At 52.5% G+C, this 19,645-nt stretch carries 12 protein-coding genes; 7 read left to right on the top strand and 5 right to left on the bottom strand.

Going from position 1 to position 19,645, the window contains the following annotated elements; all coding sequences use genetic code 11:
• Positions 1-21: 21 nt before the first annotated feature.
• The gene (locus MHI42_RS31185) at positions 22-609 is read right to left on the bottom strand and encodes a TetR/AcrR family transcriptional regulator (RefSeq protein WP_342421699.1); all 588 of its coding nucleotides are present in this window, start codon (positions 607-609) and stop codon (positions 22-24) included.
• Between the two features lie 508 nt (positions 610-1,117).
• On the bottom strand, positions 1,118-3,082 hold the full coding sequence (locus MHI42_RS31180; RefSeq protein WP_342421698.1) for a beta-L-arabinofuranosidase domain-containing protein: 1,965 nt from the start codon (positions 3,080-3,082) through the stop codon (positions 1,118-1,120).
• 216 nt (positions 3,083-3,298) lie between these two features.
• On the opposite strand from MHI42_RS31180, the gene MHI42_RS31175 reads away from it, so the two are divergent.
• Positions 3,299-4,189, top strand: a complete 891-nt coding sequence (locus tag MHI42_RS31175) for an AraC family transcriptional regulator (RefSeq protein ID WP_076244642.1) — start codon at positions 3,299-3,301, stop codon at positions 4,187-4,189.
• Positions 4,190-4,316: 127 nt separating this feature from the next.
• Here the strand turns inward: MHI42_RS31175 and MHI42_RS31170 are convergent, their stop codons facing one another.
• Positions 4,317-7,877, bottom strand: a complete 3,561-nt coding sequence (locus tag MHI42_RS31170; RefSeq protein WP_342421697.1) for a DUF5695 domain-containing protein — start codon at positions 7,875-7,877, stop codon at positions 4,317-4,319.
• 425 nt (positions 7,878-8,302) lie between these two features.
• Here MHI42_RS31170 and MHI42_RS31165 point away from each other — a divergent pair, with 425 nt between their 5' ends.
• The 5 genes from MHI42_RS31165 (at position 8,303) to MHI42_RS31145 (ending at position 15,471) form a co-directional block, all read left to right on the top strand.
• Positions 8,303-10,093 carry a histidine kinase gene (locus tag MHI42_RS31165; RefSeq protein ID WP_171721140.1) on the top strand — a complete coding sequence of 597 codons (1,791 nt, stop codon included), beginning with the start codon at positions 8,303-8,305 and terminating at the stop codon, positions 10,091-10,093.
• Positions 10,086-11,687 carry a response regulator transcription factor gene (locus MHI42_RS31160; RefSeq protein WP_342421696.1) on the top strand — a complete coding sequence of 534 codons (1,602 nt, stop codon included), beginning with the start codon at positions 10,086-10,088 and terminating at the stop codon, positions 11,685-11,687. The genes MHI42_RS31165 and MHI42_RS31160 overlap by 8 nt, the downstream gene beginning before the upstream one ends.
• An 87-nt stretch (positions 11,688-11,774) precedes the next feature.
• The gene (locus MHI42_RS31155; RefSeq protein ID WP_039306445.1) at positions 11,775-12,731 is read left to right on the top strand and encodes an ABC transporter permease subunit; all 957 of its coding nucleotides are present in this window, start codon (positions 11,775-11,777) and stop codon (positions 12,729-12,731) included.
• A gap of 9 nt (positions 12,732-12,740) precedes the next feature.
• On the top strand, positions 12,741-13,643 hold the full coding sequence (locus tag MHI42_RS31150) for a carbohydrate ABC transporter permease (RefSeq protein ID WP_039306448.1): 903 nt from the start codon (positions 12,741-12,743) through the stop codon (positions 13,641-13,643).
• Positions 13,644-13,719: 76 nt separating this feature from the next.
• On the top strand, positions 13,720-15,471 hold the full coding sequence (locus MHI42_RS31145; RefSeq protein WP_342421695.1) for an ABC transporter substrate-binding protein: 1,752 nt from the start codon (positions 13,720-13,722) through the stop codon (positions 15,469-15,471).
• A gap of 264 nt (positions 15,472-15,735) precedes the next feature.
• Here MHI42_RS31145 and MHI42_RS31140 read toward each other — a convergent pair whose 3' ends face one another.
• Positions 15,736-16,947: a helix-turn-helix transcriptional regulator gene (locus tag MHI42_RS31140; protein ID WP_342421694.1), complete on the bottom strand. Its 1,212-nt coding sequence runs from the start codon at positions 16,945-16,947 to the stop codon at positions 15,736-15,738.
• Between the two features lie 175 nt (positions 16,948-17,122).
• On the opposite strand from MHI42_RS31140, the gene MHI42_RS31135 reads away from it, so the two are divergent.
• On the top strand, positions 17,123-18,469 hold the full coding sequence (locus MHI42_RS31135) for an MFS transporter (protein WP_342421693.1): 1,347 nt from the start codon (positions 17,123-17,125) through the stop codon (positions 18,467-18,469).
• 392 nt (positions 18,470-18,861) lie between these two features.
• On the opposite strand, the gene MHI42_RS31130 is transcribed toward MHI42_RS31135, so the two are convergent.
• Positions 18,862-19,509, bottom strand: a complete 648-nt coding sequence (locus MHI42_RS31130; RefSeq protein ID WP_342421692.1) for a FusB/FusC family EF-G-binding protein — start codon at positions 19,507-19,509, stop codon at positions 18,862-18,864.
• Positions 19,510-19,645 lie beyond the last annotated feature (136 nt).

The following is a 19,645-nucleotide window of genomic DNA, read 5'->3' as shown; positions in this document are numbered from 1 at the left end:
CTCCCCGGTTTAATAATATTTTTAAGTTGTCGCAGCAGCAGCGATTCCATTCATCACATGGATCAACAGATCGTTGATGTAATCCTCATCCGGGATTTTTTTATAGATCAGAATCTGAAAGTAAATGGGACCATAGAGCAGATCCAGGACGACATCCAGGTTAACCGCCGACTTCACTTCACCTTTATCGATGGCTGCCTGGAGCGCCTGTTTGGCTGTATTTCGCTTGGTGATTAAGAATAGGGTGTAAAAGTCTTTGGCAATCTCATCATTCTCCGTAACGATGGTTAAGGTGGACTTCCCGATCGGGCTGTTCAGAATTCGCGCCAATGCTTCAAGCTGCTGCCTAAAGTTATCCTGAATCGGTTTATTTCCGTCAAAACCAAACTCGGATTCCGCAGTCATGAGAAACGCATCCAGTACAAGACGCGCTTTATTGTTCCACCACCTGTAAATGGTTGATTTGCCTACTCCGGCCTGTGACGCCACTGCCTCAATAGTTAAAGAGGAATAACTGTTTGCAGCGAGCATCTCAATCGTCGCCTCCAGAATCCCCTGTTTGCTGCGGGCTTCCTTGTGCTTCACATTTATGTGTATGTCCGTGTTCAATGGTTCACCCCCTGAATCGCTGTTATTGCCTATGAATAAACGATACGATACGTTTCGTTATATTATCTAATAAAAATTCATAATTGTAAATTTAAAATAATATTCGTGAGGAGTAGATTAGCCGGCGGAGTGCAAACGAACGCGTCCTCCCGCAGAGCTATCCGGACTCAGAGGACCTTATTGGGCGAAAAAACCTGTTTCACTGCCTGTCGCGGACCCAGGAGCCGTTATATTGCTCTCTCGGGCTTAAAATGAGGGAAGCCGGGTCCGATAAGTGCATCTGAGTCCGCATAGCCTGCAAAAAGGCCTGATTTGGCCAAATAACGGCTCTCCAGTCCGCATAGGTGCTATCGCTGATGGACCGCCGGAGTATGACGGGCGCCATACACAAAAAGAGATGCCCCGGCCAGCCATGCAACGGCTCTGGGGACACCTCTGATTACTCTGGTACTCTATTAAGCTCCACCGGTTAAATTCTGTTCTGCGGCAGCAGGAGTTGTATATCCACTTATCTGCCAGCTTCCTCCTCAACCCAGACGGACATTTCACCAGCTCCGCGGTTGGCCCAGGCAAAGTAAGGGATGAATTTCAGCTGCACCTCCCGGCCGGTCCAGGAGGCTCCGCTGCTGTACAATCCCTCCGCTGCCCACTCCCCTTCCGGCTGTGCCCTGATCCCCGGGACGCTCAGCGTCTGAATGCCCGCCGGGAATCCCGGTTCTTCGGCAAGAGTATAGGCTTGCCCGGCAGGCAGACGCAGCTGGTACAGCCGCTTTCCGTTATCTGCCTCCTCCAGACAATAGACGAACGGACCGCGCTGCAGGGCGACTTTGGAGAAAATCTGGCGGATATGCGGATGTCCCTTCATCCGGTGCACCGGCATCGCGAAGCACACCTCAATGACATCGCCGGGCGCCCAACTGCGGGTTAGATGAATATACCCGTCAGCACTTCCGCCGCTGTATGTACGGGCCTGGCCTTGTATGGATACTATCGCCTCATTGCTCCACTCCGGCATGCGCAGGGCGATGGTGAATTCCCGCTCCTGCTCCGGATCGACCACAAAGCGGACCTTGCCATCCGTAACGTAACTGGAATGCTGTTCGAGCCTTAACGGCAACCCGTTCACCACCGTTTCCAGCTGTCCGCCGATATAGAGCTCCACGTATAAGGTATCCCCTTGCGCAGAATACATGTAATCTCCCAGCGAAGCCAGCAGACGCGCGACATTGGGCGGGCAGCAGGCGCAGGTGAACCAGCCCTGCCGCTCTGCTTGTATATGCTTATAATTCTTGTTCTTGCCCAGAACCTCCGGGTACACCTCCAGCGGATTCACATAGAAGAACTTGGTCCCATCCAGCGACATGCCGCTGATTACGGTATTGTAGAGGGCTCTCTCCAGCACATCCGCATATTTGCGGTGATGATCCAGGGCCAGCATACGCCGGGCAAAAAAGATCAGCCCTACAGATGCACAGGTCTCGGCATAAGCCAGATCAGGCGGTAAATCATAATCGGCCGTAAAGGATTCCCCTTGTTCCATGGACCCGATGCCGCCCGTAATATACATCCTTCTATTCACAATGTTATCCCACAGCTTCCGGCAGGCGGCAAGCAGTCCCGCGTCCTTCGTCTCCAGGGCGATATCAGCCATCGCTGTACACATATACACCAGGCGGACCGCATGTCCCTCTGCAGTGGCCTGCTCCCTGACCGGAACATGGGATTGGTTGTAGAGGGGATCATGTACCATGTCGAGTTCCGGGAAATGCAAGGTACGGCCGCGCCGCTCCCATTCCTCTTCGAAATAAGATGGCTGCTGCCCCCGCTGCTCCAGGAAATAACGCCCCAGCTCTAAATACTCCCGCTTCCCTGTCGCATGGAATAATTTCACGAGTGCCAGCTCGATCTCCTGATGCCCGTCATACCCGTGCAGCTTGCCGGGTCCGGTTCCGAATACGGAAGCTATGTAATCGGCATAGCGGCTGACCGCATCCAGCAGCTTTCTTTTCCCCGTAGCCCGGTAGTAAGCTGTTGCCGCTTCAATCAGATGTCCGGCGCAATATAATTCATGGCATTCCGCCAGATTGCTCCATTCCTGCCCCGGTTCCTTCAGCAGAAAGTAGGTGTTCAGATAGCCATCAGCCCGCTGGGCGGCAATCAGGAGTTCAATCACCTCATCGGCAATGTCCTCAAGCGCGGAATCCCGCCGGGTCTCCAGCAGATAAGCAACCGCTTCGAGCCATTTGCCGACATCGCTGTCCTGAAAGACCATTCCGTTGAACCCGCCCTCCTCCTGTCCGGCAGCAATCTTGAAATTGCGGATCGCATGGCTGGGAACAGCCCCCTCAATACGGTCATTCAGCGCTTCCCACTGATAAGGAACCATAACTTCGCGGACCAGACGGATATATTCGGACCAGAACACATCTTGGATCTGAACTTTGCCGGATGCGGCTGTAGTAATTTCATTCATTATATGGAACGCTCCTCTCATCTCTGTTACAGAATTCTCCCGCCTGTACGCAGCTACCCCTTGACTGCGCCAACCGTTAATTGCCGGGCCCTTTCCTTTCATCTTTCCAACTTCAAAGAAAGCGCTTTATTAATAATAATACATGTTGTATCATGAGAAAAAACGAGGATTTCCAACCTTATTTTTCATCATTTCAACCTACTGGAGGCTTATCAAATGCTCTCACCGATACTCCATTTCATTTCCCCGCCGATTCCTTACTTCATAGATTGCGGCCACGCCACTTATACGGCTGGTGATTATCACATCGACCGCAACTGCATCGGGGTATTCGATTTGATTGTTGTGCTGAAGGGAACCCTGCCGGTCGTTGAGGACGGGAAGGAGTGGCAGCTGAAGGAAGGCGAGATCCTCATTCTCCGTCCGGACGGGCATCATTACGGCAGCGCTCCCTGCACCGGGGATACGAAGATTATCTGGATTCATTTCCAGACCTTTGGCAGCTGGAAGGAATGTGAGAGCATGGATGAATGTCTGGACAATCAGAGTGCCTTGATTGAGAGCCATAAGCAGAAGGCCTACCTCAATCATGCCGACGTCTGTTCCATTTACATCCCCAAGCATATGAAGATTACAGCCAAGGCAATGGAGGTGCTGAACCTGTTCTTCGAGCAGGAGCATGAACCGCAGTCCCTGCGGAACTGGAAGCGCCAGGCTTCCTTTCAGTCCTTCCTCCAGCATCTGGACCGTGACCTCGCCTCCCCCTCTGACGCTACCGCCATCCAGCTTGCCGAACGCATTGAGCTCTATATCCGCCGTAACTATACCCAGGACATCAACAATCCGCTGCTGCAGAAGGAATTGAATTACCACTCCAACTATCTGGCCAAAAGCATGCTGAAAGCCTACGGCATGACGCCTATGGCTTATCTCCAGAACTACCGGGTCGAGCAATCGAAGCGTCTGCTGCTGCAGACCTCCTGGTCCGTGACCCGGATTGCCGAGGAGGTCGGCTTCCATCATGTCTCCCATTTCTCCTCCTGCTTCTCCAAGAAGGAAGGCCTGTCCCCGTCGGACTTCCGCAGCAGGTTTATCCGGAAACGCTGAGTGTGCACAGCCGGATTAAATTCCAGGACAGCCGCTCCGTCCGCCTCATAAACGACAAAGAGGGAGTCCCCTATCTCACGGGTTCTCCCTCTTCACTATATGCATTTCTCTGGAAGACTTCCGGAGGTCAGCTTACAGGCACTTCAGGTGTTACCGGTGCTTCAGGTGTCACAGGAACCTCAGGTGCACCTGGATCAGGAGCACTGCTTTCCGGCAGCGGAGTGACTTCGCTGTCCGGCTGCTGTCCATCCGCTTCGTCAAGCGGCGGCAGGGCAAGCCCGGAATCCGGCTGCAGGGCATCCAGTTCCTCCAGGGAAGCGGAAGCCGACAGCGCAGGCATCGTCCCTCCGAAGAGTGCGGTAATCTCGGAAGCACTGAGGGCACGGTTGAAGATGATGAAATCATCGACAGCGCCGTTCAGATTCGGATCACCGTATTGTGATCTGCCGATATAATTCTGCGTGGTATTGCCCAGGCTGGAAGGCTTCAGTGTCATGCTTGTATTGACGGCAACCTGTACGCCGTCCAGGTAGAGACGGCCTGTCGTGCCGGACAGGCTCACAACGACATGCTTCCATGCTCCGGTGGCCAGCGGTGCAGTTGCTGTAAGCTGCTGCTCGGTGCTGTTGCCGCCGGTGGTGATGGCAAAGCGCATCCCCCCGCCGCCAATCTGGGGCGCCAGGAACATATTAGCGGTTATTCCTGTGCCGAAATCAAAGATTCGCGCCCAGTCACTATTAGCCGTAATCTTGACCCAGGCGGAGATCGTAAAGTCGTTCAGCTGGCTGACCACGCCTGCCGGCAGTGAGGCATAAGCGCTGGTTCCGCTTAGGTTCAGCGCATTGCCTGCACCTGTGCGGCCGGTAACCCAGGTGGAGGTTCCGGTCAGTGCCGCATGGTTCAAGCCGTAAGAGGAATCCGTAACCGTTGTTCCGGAGGACTGGTTCATGTTGTAGTTGACAACGATGGAGGAGACCGGGGTGGCAGTTCCCTGCTGGATCTTCACCTCATAGGAAGACCCCGTGCCGATATTCAGGCTGGCGGTTGCAGTCTGCCCGTTCACTGCCGTGAAGCTGCCGGATGCCACATTGTTCACCGTTACGTTATAAGTTCCGGGGGCAAATCCGTTAAAGGCCACCTTCGTAACATGTGCGGTCCCCGGTGTTGCATTGCTGAGCGTGAAGCTGGCACTGGTCTTCGCCTTAGCGACGGTTGCCAGAGTGTATTTGTCCCGCTCCAGGCTCATGCCCCATTTCTCAGTGATCAGATTCAGGCGCTGGTATACGCCGTCCTTAGGGGTGACGATGTAGTTCCCGCCGCTCTCCGTAACCTCGCAGCCGTAGCCGTACAGCCCGAAGATCGGGTCCACTGCCACATCGGAGCTAAGCAGCTTGATCGCGCCGAACAGGCCGAGATCCGCTTCGCCGGACATGCCGCGCCAGCCATTGAACAGCGGTCCGCCGTCAAGGCCCAGTGCGCCGTTATTGCCCTTCATCGCCTGATACGTCCAGGATACGGCGCCGATATCCGCCGGATCGGAGCTGATCTGTCCGGAGTTGATCGCAGTCAGATTCGCGAGCTTGGCAGCATAGGTTAAGCGCTGTTCTACTTCAGGAGTGGCGGAATTATTGCGCACCCAGTCATCCATTGCCGTTCCGGCAAGCGCTGCGGTGTATTGGAACTGCCACCAGGGCTCCCCGTTGATCGTTACCGGATCGGAGTAGAAATACCAGACCGGCATTTTCCCGCGGACGGCACGGGTTTTGGTGTTGATTTTACTCTTAATCGTATTGTTGTTGTTCATCTTCGCCAGCATATACACGGCTTCTTCGCCGGTATTGTCATAGTTGTATTCGGAGCCGTAAGGGTATGCGGTACTGGCGAAATTGTTGTATTTGGTATTCATTTTGGCAATGATATCATTGGCCTGGGTAGTATAGCCCTCTGCCTGCAGAGCCTTGATGATCTCCGGAGTAGTCACCTCGCCCATGAGGCCCGTATTCCAGTTGTAGGCTACAGGACCATCATAGAGCGCTTTCATAATGTTATATGCCCGCAGCAGATAAGTATTGCTTGGCTGCGTATAGGTGATCAGGCCGGGGTACAGCTTGGAAATCTTGTACATGCTGAAATACGTATTGTAGATATGCGGGTAAGCGTACCCCCGGTAGGTCGGTGTAGTGTTCGGCGCGGCCATGAGGAAGTCAGGCACCAGGTAATCGGTATGATGGCCGGCCATCAGGTTCGTCCAGATCGTGGTCTCCAGATACTGGTCGAGTGCAGTGACTTCTGAGGTTACAGGCTTCTGGACGTTCTTCTCGGCGAGGAATTGGGCATGTGTGTATCCCCAGTCATCCCCCCAGCCCCAGTACCCGGCAAAATTATTGCGTTTGCTATTGGTCTGCATCATCCAGTCATCGAACGCCTTGTCCCGGATATCCCCAGGCACGTTCCACTGCTGATTGTTCACCATGAAGGTGGCATGGCGCTGGAGCGCCGTATCTACCGGTTCAATGGCGTAGAACTGCAGGGTCGTCTTTTCTCCGCTGCCGTAATTAACAGTGATGTTGTTGGGACCGAGGTGATTCATCTGCAGGGAGTACAGCTTGTGATCCCCTGCCGTTGTTCCAAGGGAAGTCACCGTCGTTTCGGACGGATACTGCGCAGTTACGGAAGTGATAGTCTTGGACGTGCGGAGGTCGAATTTGGCCGTCTGGTTAGTTGGCACGACTAAGCTCGGTACTACCGTGGTATCAATCAGCCCTTCCGAGTACAGCCGGTCCTTGGTGGCCTGCTCACTGGCTGATTTGAAGAATTTGAAGGCATAGGTTTTGCTTGCTCCCGGGGCAAGTGTCAGGCTGCTGTTCGGCAGGTAGCCGCGCCCCGTACTCTTGATTACATTGGAGTGGATGTAGTAGACCGAGAGGCCTTCCACCCAGCCGCCCTGATCGCCCGCCCATTTGCTGCCCGCATGATCCTGGATGCGCCAGTTATCCATGTACTCGAAGCCTGCGCCGGTGGTGGCATCCGGCACCAGCAGTAGGGAAGGGCCGATGCCGCTTGGGCGCTGTGCAGTCACATAGGAGCTGTTATTACCGATGAAGGATTGGGTGACTACTCTGGATTCATAAATCTGCTCATTTCCTCCGCCGGTCCAGAATTCGTTGAAGGGCAGCGGCAGGCCGAAATCACCGATCTCCAGAGTCTGTGTGCTGGTGTTGGTCACTTGAATCTGCCAGAGCAAGTAATCGCTTACAAGAGAATAGCTTTCATTCACCCGGAAATTACGGATACCTTCGGCATTTGCGGAATTCTGGTAGATGATATTGACCGTACTGCCGGTCTGGCTCTGCGTGCGGCCGTCGGCTGATTTATTGGTTAAAGCTTTGGTCCAGGCGCCGTTGTTCAGCCGGTAAGTGAACATCAGCTCTCCGAGCCACTGGTGGTCTGCCGTATTCTGGTTGGGGGCATTGGTGGCATTCATGACATAGTTGGTGGGGAAGTTATCTCCGGTCAGCTTCAGGCTGGTGATATCGCCGTTGGTACCGGTACTGACCTGAAAATTGCTGTTCGACAGATCATAAGCAAAGGCGGGCTGGGCAAACCACAGTAAACTTAAGGCTGCTGTAGTGAATACGGCGCTTAGCAGCGTCCTTTTCACGAATGGGGATTTCATTCTTCCCGGCATTGCGGTTCCTCCTTGAAAAGCGGAATGTACAGTATGTCTCTTCCTCCACTTTACTGGAATTCCTCTATGAATCTTCGAATCTGTGCGCTGCTCCTCCCCTCCCGGCCAGGCCTTGCACCCGTTGTGGTATTTCAAAATTATAGTAATTCACCTACAATAATACATGCTATCCGGCGAAAAAAAATCGCGGATTACAACCTCATTTTTAACCATTACAACCTGCTTCACTGGGAATGAAGACCGTTAACGTGGTTACCGCTCCCACCCTCCGACTGAATCTGCAGTCAGGGAGAACCGCTGAATTCTCCAAATTCCATAAATGAAGACAATAAAAACCAAACAGATTACATATATTGGTTTACAGTTTGCAGATATACTCTAATGTAAGCGTTAACAATTATGGACTGACGGAGGGGATTGTATTCGTGTATACCCGTATCATCACCCTGATGAACAATCTGAAGCTCAGGACCAAGCTCTTTCTATCCTTTGGCTGTGTTGTCCTGATTCCGGTGCTGATTGTGGGGGTGTTCCTGACAAGTGAACTGCGGAATATGGCTCTGGATAACGCACTGGAGCAGATTACAGCCAATGTAGACCGGGTGAAAAAAAGAACCGGCGAGATGCTGAATGTCCCGCTCGATATCGCTTACCGGCTGTCCAATGACAGCCGGCTGGAGGAGGCCGCCAACCACCGTTATGAATCGGTCTACGACGTAGTACAGGCCTATTGGGACTATCCGGACTTCCGGGAATTCGTCCGGCTATACAAAGAAATCTCGAGCATCCGGCTGTACATTGACAACCCGACGGTGCTGGACAACTGGGAGTTCCTCCAGGCAGATGCTGCAGTAACGCAGGAATCCTGGTATCAGACCGCCCTTGCCCAGAAAGGGCTGGTCTGCTGGAATTATATCCGCGACAACCGTAACGGCCAGTATTATCTCAGCCTGATCCGCAAGATCGATTTCCTGAAGCAGCGGACAACCGGCGTGCTGATTGTGAATGTGAATACGGAGAGGCTCAACACCATTCTGGATCAGGAGACCTTCGAGACAATTATCGTTGATGAGAACGATAACATTGTTGCCTCGAACCGTGCAGATACGCTGGGCAAGACGCTGGAGGACATCGACTTCAAGCCGCTGTCTCCCCTTGCCGGACAAGGGCCGGCTGATGTAAGGATTGACGGCAAGCCCTCCAAAATGCTGATCGATGACTGGCATCCCGGGGGCAGCCTGAACAGCCTGCGGATTATCTCCATCTTCTCGGTAGAGAGCATCGTGGGTGAACCCAACCGGATTATCTCACTGGCGTCTATGGTCATTATCTCGGCTCTGATTCTGGCAATTATCCTGATCTACTACTTCTCACGGCTGCTCACCGGACGCATGCTGCACTTAAGCAAGCATATCTCCAAGGTCGCATCCGGGAATCTGGAGGCGAGGCTGGTGATAGACGGCAAGGATGAGATCGGCCAGCTGGCCAGGCAATTCAATCATATGGTAAGGAATATCAACGATCTGATGAGCGAGGTGCAGGAATCGAACCGCCAGAAGAACGCCACCCTGCTGAAGCAGAATGAGATTAAATTCAAGATGATGGCCAGCCAGATTAACCCTCATTTCCTGTTCAACGCCCTGGAATCGATCCGGATGAAAGCCCATTCCCGGGGCCAGACCGACATCTCCCAGGTGGTACGGCTGCTGGGTAAGATGATGCGCAAGAATCTGGAGGTGGGCAATGGGAGAATAGCGCTGCAAAGTGAGCTGGAGACCGTAAGCTGCTATCTGATCATCCAGAAATTCCGCTATAATGACCGGCTCGCCTATGAGCTGTATGTAGATCCGGCAGCGAATGCCATACAAATACCTCCGCTGATTATTCAGCCGCTGGTAGAGAACTGCGTCATTCACGGATTGGAAAACCGGATGGACGGCGGAATGGTCAGAGTAGACATCAGGGTCGAGAATGCCCTGCTCAAGGTTGAGGTATCGGATAACGGAATAGGGATCTCAGCTGCCCGGATCGCTGAAATCCGGCAAATGCTGGACAACAAGGATGATTATGAAACCAATAATATCGGAATGCGCAATATCCACCTGCGTCTTCAGCTGACCTATGGCCTGGAATGCGGCCTGAACCTGGCCAGTCAGAGCGGATACGGCACACAGATCAGCTTCGCCATCCCCCTAAGGAGTGATTCCTATGTATAGTGTATTAATTGTTGATGATGAATTGTCTATCCGTGAAGGACTTGTCACGCTGCTGGACTGGGAGAGTCTTGGCTACCGGGTGGTGGATACGGCGGCCAATGCGATTGAAGCACGGCATAAGGTTGAGCTGTATTCCCCGGATCTGATGATTATCGATATCCGCATGCCCGGGAAGGACGGACTGGAGCTGATCCGGGAGCTGCGGGAGGATGAGGCCGATATGCATATGATCATCCTGAGCGGATACGCCGACTTCAGCTATGCCAAGCGTGCGCTGTCTTACGGCATCGACAACTATCTGCTTAAGCCTGTCGATGAAGATGAGCTGCAGCAGTATCTGACCAGCCTGTCTGACGTGCTGAATGCACGGACTATAGACCGCAGGAATCATGCCGCCGTCAAGGTATGGAGCCGGGAGATGCTCGTCCAGTCCCTGCTGATGGAGAACCGCCTGCACCCAGCAGCGCCCGCACTTGTGGACCCGGCAATGGAATCCGGCCTGCTCTGGGATTCCTATCAGGTAATCCTGATCCGGCTGCTGCTCCAGGATCATGCGGATAACGGACCTTCCACCGCCGTCAAGGCCAGGCTGACGGCAAGCTTCGAGAACAACAGCTGGGGCATTGTCTTCTCGCTGGATTCTTATCTGGGCGTGCTGCTGCAGCCCTCTTACCAGAAGGAGCTGGTCCGCAAATTAATCGTGCAGAATATCCGCGAAGCATCCGCCGCCGAGGGACTGGAATGTATTATTACCGCCGGAGACATGGTGGACAGCCTGGAAGAGCTCTCTGTCTCCCATCAATCGGCGCTGGCCCGGATGAAGGATCATTTCTTCTATGATGAGCCGGGGATGATCGGTCCGGACTCGCTGAAGATGAAGACGGGACTTCCGGCTAAGCTCCCGGATGCGGAGAGCAGCCTGGCACCAGTGATGGACCGGCTGTATTTTGCCATGGATACCGGGAACCTCACCGTGATCCCTTCCCTGATCCAGGAAGCCGGGGATATCATGAGTGCCGCAGGCTTATCGGAGATGGCTGTGAAATCCTATTACGTACGGACGGTTTCGGCACTTTTCAATAAGCTCTCTCTGGAATTCAAGGAGCTGGGCCAGGCGCAGAGCCGGGTGGACGGGCAAATCCAGCATATCTACAGGCATACCTCACTTCCCCAATTGCAGCGCTATATCACGGATCTGCTGGAGCAATATGCAGGCGGAATTATCCGCGATGAGATGGATGTATTAATGAAGCGGATGCTGGACCTCATTCACCGGCATTATGACGAGAATCTGAAGCTGGAAACCCTGGCTGATGTGTTCTCTTACAGCAGTGCGTACCTCGGCAAGCTGTTCAAGAGCAGTACGGGCAGCTCCTTCAACAGCTATCTGGACAATGTACGCATCGGGAGAGCCAAGGAACTGCTGGACCAGGGCTGCAAAATCCATCAGGCCGCAAGCGAAGTCGGGTTCAGCGATGTGGATTATTTCCGTGAAAAGTTCAAAAAAATCACAGGAATCTCCCCCTCCGTCTACCGCCGGAAAGATTCACTGCAGGAGGATGATTTTTCAGAAAGCGCTTACGAAAAGAACTGATTTCCCCCTGTTTTCCCGCTTAAATCTTCGGGTGTTTCCCCGTTTCCCGGAAGATTATGATAAAGCCATATCGAAGGAGGGACATAAATGAAAGCGATTACCCCCGCAATGAAGCCGGAGCTCAAGAAACCCGCTTCACGCTTCTGGGCCAAATTCCGGCAGCAGAAATATCTCTATATGATGGCGGTTCCCTTTGTCCTGTGGGCCTTTGTCTTCAGCTATCTGCCGTTATGGGGATGGATGATGGCTTTCCAGAAGTACAAGCCGGGCAAATCTTTTTTTGAGCAAAAATGGGTCGGCCTGCAGTATTTCAGGGAGCTCTTCCAGGATGAGCAATTCTTCAATGCCCTGCGCAACACTCTGGCGATGAGCCTCATGGGGCTGCTGGCCGGATTCATCATTCCTATCCTGTTCGCCATTCTCCTGAATGAGGTCAGACTGCAGGTGCTGAAACGGTTCGTCCAGACAGTATCATATCTGCCCCACTTTGTGTCCTGGGTGGTAGCCGCCGGGATCATTACCAAGATGCTCTCCACCGACAACGGCGCAGTCAATGACCTGCTGCTGAGTCTCCATATTATTAGTGAACCGGTCCAGTTCATGGCCAAAGGCAATCTGTTCTGGGGAATCGTTACCGCCTCTGATGTCTGGAAGGAAACGGGCTGGAACACAATCATCTATCTCGCCGCGATCTCGGGGATCGGTCCGGAGCTGTATGAAGCCGCCAGAGTGGACGGGGCAAGCCGGCTGCAGCAGGTGCGGAACATTACACTGCCTGGCATCCGGGCGACGATCGTCATCCTGCTGATCATTTCCATCGGCCATCTCATCAGCATCGGGTTCGAGAAGCAATTCCTGCTCGGCAACAATCTGGTACGCGACTATTCGCAGACACTGGATCTATATGCGCTGAACTACGGGCTCGGTATGGGAAGGTTCTCCTTCGGGACGGCCATTAATATTTTCAACTCGGTGGTCAGTGTGATTCTGCTGTTTACGGCCAATGGTATCTTCAAAAAAATAACCAAGGAAAGCATCATTTAGGAGGCCCTTATGCTGATCAAAAAACTGGCCGCCGCGTCCTGGTCGGACCGCATCTTCGATTTGGTTGTCTATATTGCGATTACGGTGGTGACTGTGGCCACACTGTACCCTTTTCTCAATGTGCTGGCGATTTCATTCAATGATTCCACGGATAGCATCAAGGGCGGGATTACGGTCTACCCCCGGATGTTCACCTTCAAGAACTATGAGACGATCTTCGCCTTCTCCGGTCTCATTACCGGATTCAAGATTTCTGTCCTGCGTACCCTTATCGGAACCCTGCTCGGACTGATTAGCGCCTCGATGCTGGCCTTCACCCTAAGCCGTGCGGACTTTCAGGGCCGCAGGTTCGTCTCCACCTTTCTGGCGCTGACGATGTACGTATCCGGTGGTCTGATTCCCTTCTATATTCTGATCAAGAATCTGCATATGATGGGCACCTTCGGCGTGTATGTCCTGCCCGGCCTGGTCAGTGCATTTAACGTATTCGTCATCCGCTCCTTCATCGACGGCCTGCCTTACGCCCTGCAGGAATCCGCCAAGCTGGACGGGGCCAATGACTTCACCATCTACTGGCGGGTGATTCTGCCGCTGACCAAACCTGCGCTGGCGACCATCGCCCTCTTCCTGGCTGTCGGCCAGTGGAATGCCTGGATTGACACCTACCTGTATAACGGCTCGAATGACGCACTGACGACGCTGCAGTTTGAGCTGATGAAGGTCATTCAGAGCACCACCACCAATGCGGATAACTTCCGTGGCCGGAATATGACCGAAGTGATGGCGCAGATCTCCCCGGAATCGGTCAAAATGGCAATCACGATTGTTGTCACCGTACCTATTCTGATTGTTTATCCGTTCCTGCAGCGCTACTTCGTCAAAGGCATGACGCTGGGCTCGGTCAAAAGCTAGTCCGCTCACCGGTATCATCAGGCTGGCGCCTGTGTATACAATATGTTCTCACCAGACAAAGGGAGGGTTTCTATTCATGACAAGAAAGACAGCGAAACCGTATGTGGCGCTAATGGTCTTGACCTTGCTGCTCAGTGTACTGGCCGGCTGCGGCGGGGGCAATAATAACAGCAAGAATACGGCAGGGAATACCGGTACTAAAGCTGCCAATAGCACTAATGCGGCGGCCACAGCAGAAGCTACGGCAGCAGCCGAAGATTTAAGTCCATTGACACTTTCCTTCTTCGCGGAAGATCCCAATCCGAACTGGAATAATATGAAGGATGAAGTCAGTACCGTCCTTACGGAGAAAACAGGCGTCACTCTCGATGCCGAATTCGCCGTAGGCGATCCGCAGCAGAAGATTGCGCTGATTGCTGCCGGCGGGGAATATCCCGACATTATCTCGGCCAAAGCGGATATCGGCAAGCTGGTGGATGCCGGCGCTGTCATTGACCTGACCGAACTGATCGACAAGTACGCGCCCAATATCAAGCGGGTGCTTGGAGACAATCTGGCCCGGGCTAAATACACGAACGAAGACCAGTCCATCTATGCCATCCCTACCTGGGCTGCTGTGAATGAGAAGAAATTCGTCGCCGGCGGGGGCTTCGAGCTGCAGCACAGGGTGCTGAAGGAAGCCGGATATCCGGAGATCAAGACGGTCCAGGATTATGAAAATGTAATCAAGGCCTACCTGGAGAAACACCCTACAGATGAGAACGGCAACAAGAATATCGGCGTATCGCTGAACGCAGATGACTGGCATATGTACATTTCCGTAACCAATCCTGCAGTGGCGACTACCGGCGGTTCCGATGACGGGGAATATTTCATCGATCAGGAGACCCATGAAGCGATCTACCACTTCCGCCGTCCCGAAGAGAAAGAATATTTCCGCTGGCTGAACCATATGAATGACATTGGCCTGCTGGATAAAGAAAGCTTCGTGCAGAAATACGACCAGTACAAAGCGAAGGTGGCCACTGGACGTGTGCTTGGCCTGATTGACCAGGATTGGGACTACAATGACGCGCAGCAGGCTCTGAAGACTGCCGGTAAATTCGATCAGACCTACGGCCATTATCCTGTGACCTTGACCAGTGAATACAAAGAAACCAGCTTCTGGCCTACCGGCTTCATGGGCGGCTACGGAATCTCCATCTCGACCACTAATCCCGATCCGGTCCGGACGATTAAGTTCCTGGATTACCTGGCTTCCGATGAAGGACAGATCCTGAACAACTGGGGCATTGAGGGCAAACATTATGTAGTAGAGAACGGCAAACGCGTTGTCCCTGCCGAAGTGCAGGACCGCATTAACAATGATAACACGGCCTTCACGAAGGAGACCGGCATCGGCTTCTACTGGAATATGATGGTCCACTATGGCGACGGGGCCAAGGATTCTACCGGCAACTATTACACCAAGAACTTCCCTGAGCAGCTGGTGCTCGGTTACAGTGACGTCGAGAAAGAAACGCTGGCAGCTTACAATGCCACTACCTGGAAGGATCTGTTCCCTAAAGAGGAGGAGTTCGCTGAGAAAGCGTACGGGGCAGCCTGGAACATTGCCCTCCCCGGTGAAGATGAAGTCTCCATTCTGGGCAATAAAATGAGAGATATTACGTGGAAACGCATCCCGCAGGCTATTCTAGCCAAACCGGCTGAATTTGATAAAATCTGGGATGACTACATGGCCGACCTTGAGAAAGCCGGCGTTAAGAAAATGGAAGCAGGCTACACCAAATACGTGCAGGACCGCGTGGAGCTGTGGAGTACCAAATAGGGTGTTCATTATTGCTTGACCTTAAGTTTGTTAGAAAAAGAAAGTGTCGCTGCTGCGGGGATTTTGGACTTCCGGCCGCTGTTGTTCCCAGATTTCTTGATTTAGACCGCTACTTGCGGTGGAAATCCGGTAACAAAGGCGGACGCTGACGCTCCTACAGTTCCAAAATCCCCTCCGCTACTCCTTCTTTTTGCTAAAGAATTAAAGTCCAACCAATAGTTCACAAGCAAAACCAACCGTGCGGGAAGCTGCACGGTTGGTTTTTTACTGGGCATTATACAGCTCATGGTAGGTCTGTCTAATTAAGTCCGCATATTCGGAAGGCGGATAATCCTTCACCTGATCATAGGCAAGCTCTACCTCATGGCGGGCTTCCTCCATCAGGCCTTGCTTCGCGAATATCTTCGCTTTGTATGCATAGGCAGTGAGCAGGTCGACCCGGTCAAGCGGATGATAGACCTGGTCGTTCAAGACTACTTTGGACAAGTCCGCCAGTGCCTCTTCATCCCTCTCCAGATGGTAGAGCGCAGTCCCTGTCATCATATGGACAAAAGGCATGAACTGGCTGTCTTTCGCCGGGTAATGGTCCGCGAGTATCAGTACTTCCCCGTAATTCCGCTTCGCAAGAGCCAGTCTAATTTCGCCAAGGTGCACCAGCTCCAGTGACTCCGCAGCTTCTGTGAACTGTGCGAACAGCTTTGCCTTGCTTAAGTATGCCTCTGCCTGCTCAAGATCATTGTGAAGCAGGGCCAGATGGGAAAGTAGACGGTACAGATGATCAGACAATGAGTAGACTCCTTCTTCGTGCGACAGCTTAAGTGCCGCCAAGGCAGCTTCCCGGCTGCCGGAGTAATCTGCCAGTGCAGACAACGTAACACTTTCCGCATAATAAAGATCGATCTCAAATAAAAAATCGTTGCCCACCTTATTGTTCACATATTCCTTACGGACACGGCGAATCAGCTCCAGGCCATCCTGGTATCTGCTCTTGGCAAACATTAAAGCATAAGCCAAATACTGAATCTTGGCACGCTCTACAAATAAACCGAAACGCTCATAGATTTCAACGGCCCGTTCAATACCTTCTTCTCCGCCCTCTGTTCCGGTGTGGTAACAGGAGCCCACATAAAACTCCATCAGCCGTGCGGCATCCACTGCCATCGGAAGCGTGTCCTTCATCAGCGGCTGAATTTCCGCGACAATCTCCTTATACTGCTTCGCCTTGTACTGCTGCTCGATCTTACGGACCAGCGGGCCCAGCTCCGCTTCGTGCTCGCCCTCCAGGAAATAACCCGCATCTGTGCCCAGACGCCCTGCAAGGAATTGCAGCGTATTCATCGAAGGCAACGCCCGTCCGTTCTCTATTTGGCTGAGCATGCTTTTGGTCATATGTTCTCCGGCCAGGTCAGTCTGCGTAAGGCCCTTGGCTTTACGCATTTGTTTGACTTTGTCGCCGATGGTCAGTTTAGTCGTCATCTGCTGTGCCAACTTTCTTTGGTTGCTTTTCTTCCAGTATAGCCTACCTGTAGGGTAAGGAAAAGCTTGAGCCTTTGTAAAGTTAAATAAAATTAAACTTTTCCATTGCATTCTAAACCTAATGATATTACAATAAGTTTAATTTAATTTAACTTCCAAAAAAAGGAGTGCTATCATGTCTCAAGCAACGCCGGTTTCGGCAGCGACTAACCGGAACATCTTCCTCTTCTTCACAGGCAAGCTGGCTTCTGTTCTAGGCTCCAGTATGTATACCTTTGTTGTAGGTCTCTACGTCCTCAAGCTAACCGGATCCGGAAGCAGCTTTGCGGTTACCCTGCTGTGCGGCATGTTGCCCAGCATTCTGTTGTCGCCTTTCGCCGGGGTGGTGGCCGACATGGTCAACCGACGTAAGCTGCTGATCAGCTCCGACCTTGCAAGCGCCCTGATTATGTCTCTGTCTTTTCTGGCTGTCTCCATCGAAGGAATATCCCTGCTGCCGATTTATATCTCACTGATCCTTCTGTCGATCTGCGCTACCTTCTACAGTATATCCGTCTCCTCTTCCATGATGATGCTCGTTGACAGCGACTCTATCCAGCGTGCCGGGTCACTGAATCAGATTGCCGGATCCGTTGGTCACCTGCTGGCCCCGATCCTCGCCGGTATGCTCTACGCCTTCCTCCCCCTTGAAGACTTCATGCTCCTGAATGCAGCCGGGTTCACCCTTTCGACCGTAATGGGCTGCATGCTGAAGTTTAAGCCGGTTCCAGAAGCTTTATCTGAAGACAGGCTTGCAGATGCGACTGCCGAAACCGGGAATCTCCGCTTTCGCGAACGCCTCGGCAGCGTCGCTGCTGAGGTCCGCACGAATCTGAAAGAAGGCTTCTCCTATGTAATCCGCCGTCCCGTAATACGCTCCCTGCTGATCATTGTGTTCTGGATCAATTTCTTTGTCGTCGCGCTGAATATTGTGCTGCCCTTTGTAGGGGTGCAGACTCTGGGGCTGTCTTCCAAGCAATATGGTGTACTTGAAGCAACGATAGCGGCAGGAATGCTGCTGATGTCGTTGCTGCTCACAGTTCTCCCTCAGAGCAACAATCCCGTAAAGCCTATTATTGGCGGCTTGAGCGTACTGGGTCTGCTGTTCCTCGCCATGTCCCTTCCGCTGCTGCTTCATTTCACCGCGACCGTCACCTTCATCTTCTTCCTGCCGTTACTCCTGCTTATCGGTATCGTCATTATGATCATCAATATTCCGATTCAAGTGTACTTACAGCAGAGTATAGAAGAAGAGTATCGCGGGCGGGTATTCGGGCTGGTTGAAGGTATCGCCGGTTCCATCGCTCCGCTGGGCATGCTGCTCTACGGGGTGCTGCTTGACTGGATTCCGGGCTCCATTATTCTGCTGGCCTCCGGAGCGGCTATTCTGGCGGTAACCTTAACCGGACGGAGAGGCTTAATCAGCAGCAGTGCCGCAGAACAGCAAGGGGCTCATGCAGAGGTGGAGCAGGCTAGGGCGTAGCAGTTCGGGCTTTGAGCGCTGTGAGCACATGTGAGGGGACGGTATGGCCAATTAGTGAATACAAGTGTGTGTCTCACGTACAAATCCTGCACGAAATACAAAATTTCCTGCACGACAGCGCTCCTAATCCCAAATTGTTGTATGAAATGCAGCATTCCCCCTCCTTCCAGTCTATTAAACAAACTATTCTTGTATTTCCTGCAACAATCCTCCCAGACACCCGGATTTTTCTGCCTTCGAGTTGTAATTCGTACAACATTTTACCCGAATCCGTTTGACCACCAGCGATGGGACGGAAGCTTTGAAATAGTAGCTATAATTACGCAGTTTTTTCACTTTAGAGGAGTATATGAAACAAAAGGCCGCCCTAAGGGCGGCCTTCTCCGGCAAACTTATTTCTGCACCGAGAGCACGAACCTCTCCAGCGAGCTTATATTGGTGATACTCTGATTACATCCATGATTATCTATGCAGACGTATTGCCCCACAGAAGCAATGTTATCGGCTGAAGCAAGCTCAGGCTTGGTCTTGACCGTCAGGAAGGCAAGCTCCTGCTGGCGGTTGCAGAACAGGCAGTAGCCTTTCTTATGGGTCGGTATTATTCTGCCCTCTACACCGATGAATTGTCCTTCGTAGGGATAGACAATGAACAGCTTATTCGTGGCAATGTCTGCCCAGGCCAGATACGTTACATAACGGAAATCAAACGATGCAAGATCAGGTAGCTTCATCTTCTTATTCTTGGGAAACAGCTTCTGAATCTGCTTCAGTGTAATCGGCGGAAATGCCTCCAGATAAGGCTCGAAGCCGCTGATATACTGCTGGAAATCCTCGGCTTTCTCCAGGGTGGAGATAGGCCTCAGCATCTGCTCCTGCTCGGTAGTCAGCGAAGAAAATGCCTCCGTCACATTCACCTCAGCACTGTACCGTACGGTCTCCAGGACACGGCGATCTGCTACAGACCGTAGTGTTTTGAGCACGAAATCCGATTGTTTCTTAATATAATTATATTGATGGTTTCTAATAAATGTTGTAGTCACAGCTCTTCAGCCCCTTATTCATATTGGTCAATCCAATAAGGTGCAGAGCCTGCTAATTAGAAACGATAAAATCAGTTTGGGCGATCAAGATCTTCCTGCCGCACCCCACGCAAAGTATCGCCCCAGATCAGGCTCT

Source organism: Paenibacillus sp. FSL E2-0178 (assembly GCF_038593005.1).
Lineage (GTDB): Bacteria > Bacillota > Bacilli > Paenibacillales > Paenibacillaceae > Paenibacillus_AQ > Paenibacillus_AQ phytohabitans.
Note: the sequence above shows the minus strand (reverse complement) of the source record. Positions and strands in the feature narration are given on the sequence as shown.

Bases quoted from the DNA above. Each gene is read 5' to 3' on its own strand.
- MHI42_RS31145 (WP_342421695.1), top strand. From the start codon at position 13,720: ATGACAAGAAAGACAGCGAAACCGTATGTGGCGCTAATGGTCTTGACC.
- MHI42_RS31155 (WP_039306445.1), top strand. From the start codon at position 11,775: ATGAAAGCGATTACCCCCGCAATGAAGCCGGAGCTCAAGAAACCCGCT.
- MHI42_RS31150 (WP_039306448.1), top strand. From the start codon at position 12,741: ATGCTGATCAAAAAACTGGCCGCCGCGTCCTGGTCGGACCGCATCTTC.
- MHI42_RS31170 (WP_342421697.1), bottom strand. From the start codon at position 7,877: ATGCCGGGAAGAATGAAATCCCCATTCGTGAAAAGGACGCTGCTAAGC.
- MHI42_RS31160 (WP_342421696.1), top strand. From the start codon at position 10,086: ATGTATAGTGTATTAATTGTTGATGATGAATTGTCTATCCGTGAAGGA.
- MHI42_RS31180 (WP_342421698.1), bottom strand. From the start codon at position 3,082: ATGAATGAAATTACTACAGCCGCATCCGGCAAAGTTCAGATCCAAGAT.
- MHI42_RS31135 (WP_342421693.1), top strand. From the start codon at position 17,123: ATGTCTCAAGCAACGCCGGTTTCGGCAGCGACTAACCGGAACATCTTC.
- MHI42_RS31140 (WP_342421694.1), bottom strand. From the start codon at position 16,947: ATGACGACTAAACTGACCATCGGCGACAAAGTCAAACAAATGCGTAAA.
- MHI42_RS31175 (WP_076244642.1), top strand. From the start codon at position 3,299: ATGCTCTCACCGATACTCCATTTCATTTCCCCGCCGATTCCTTACTTC.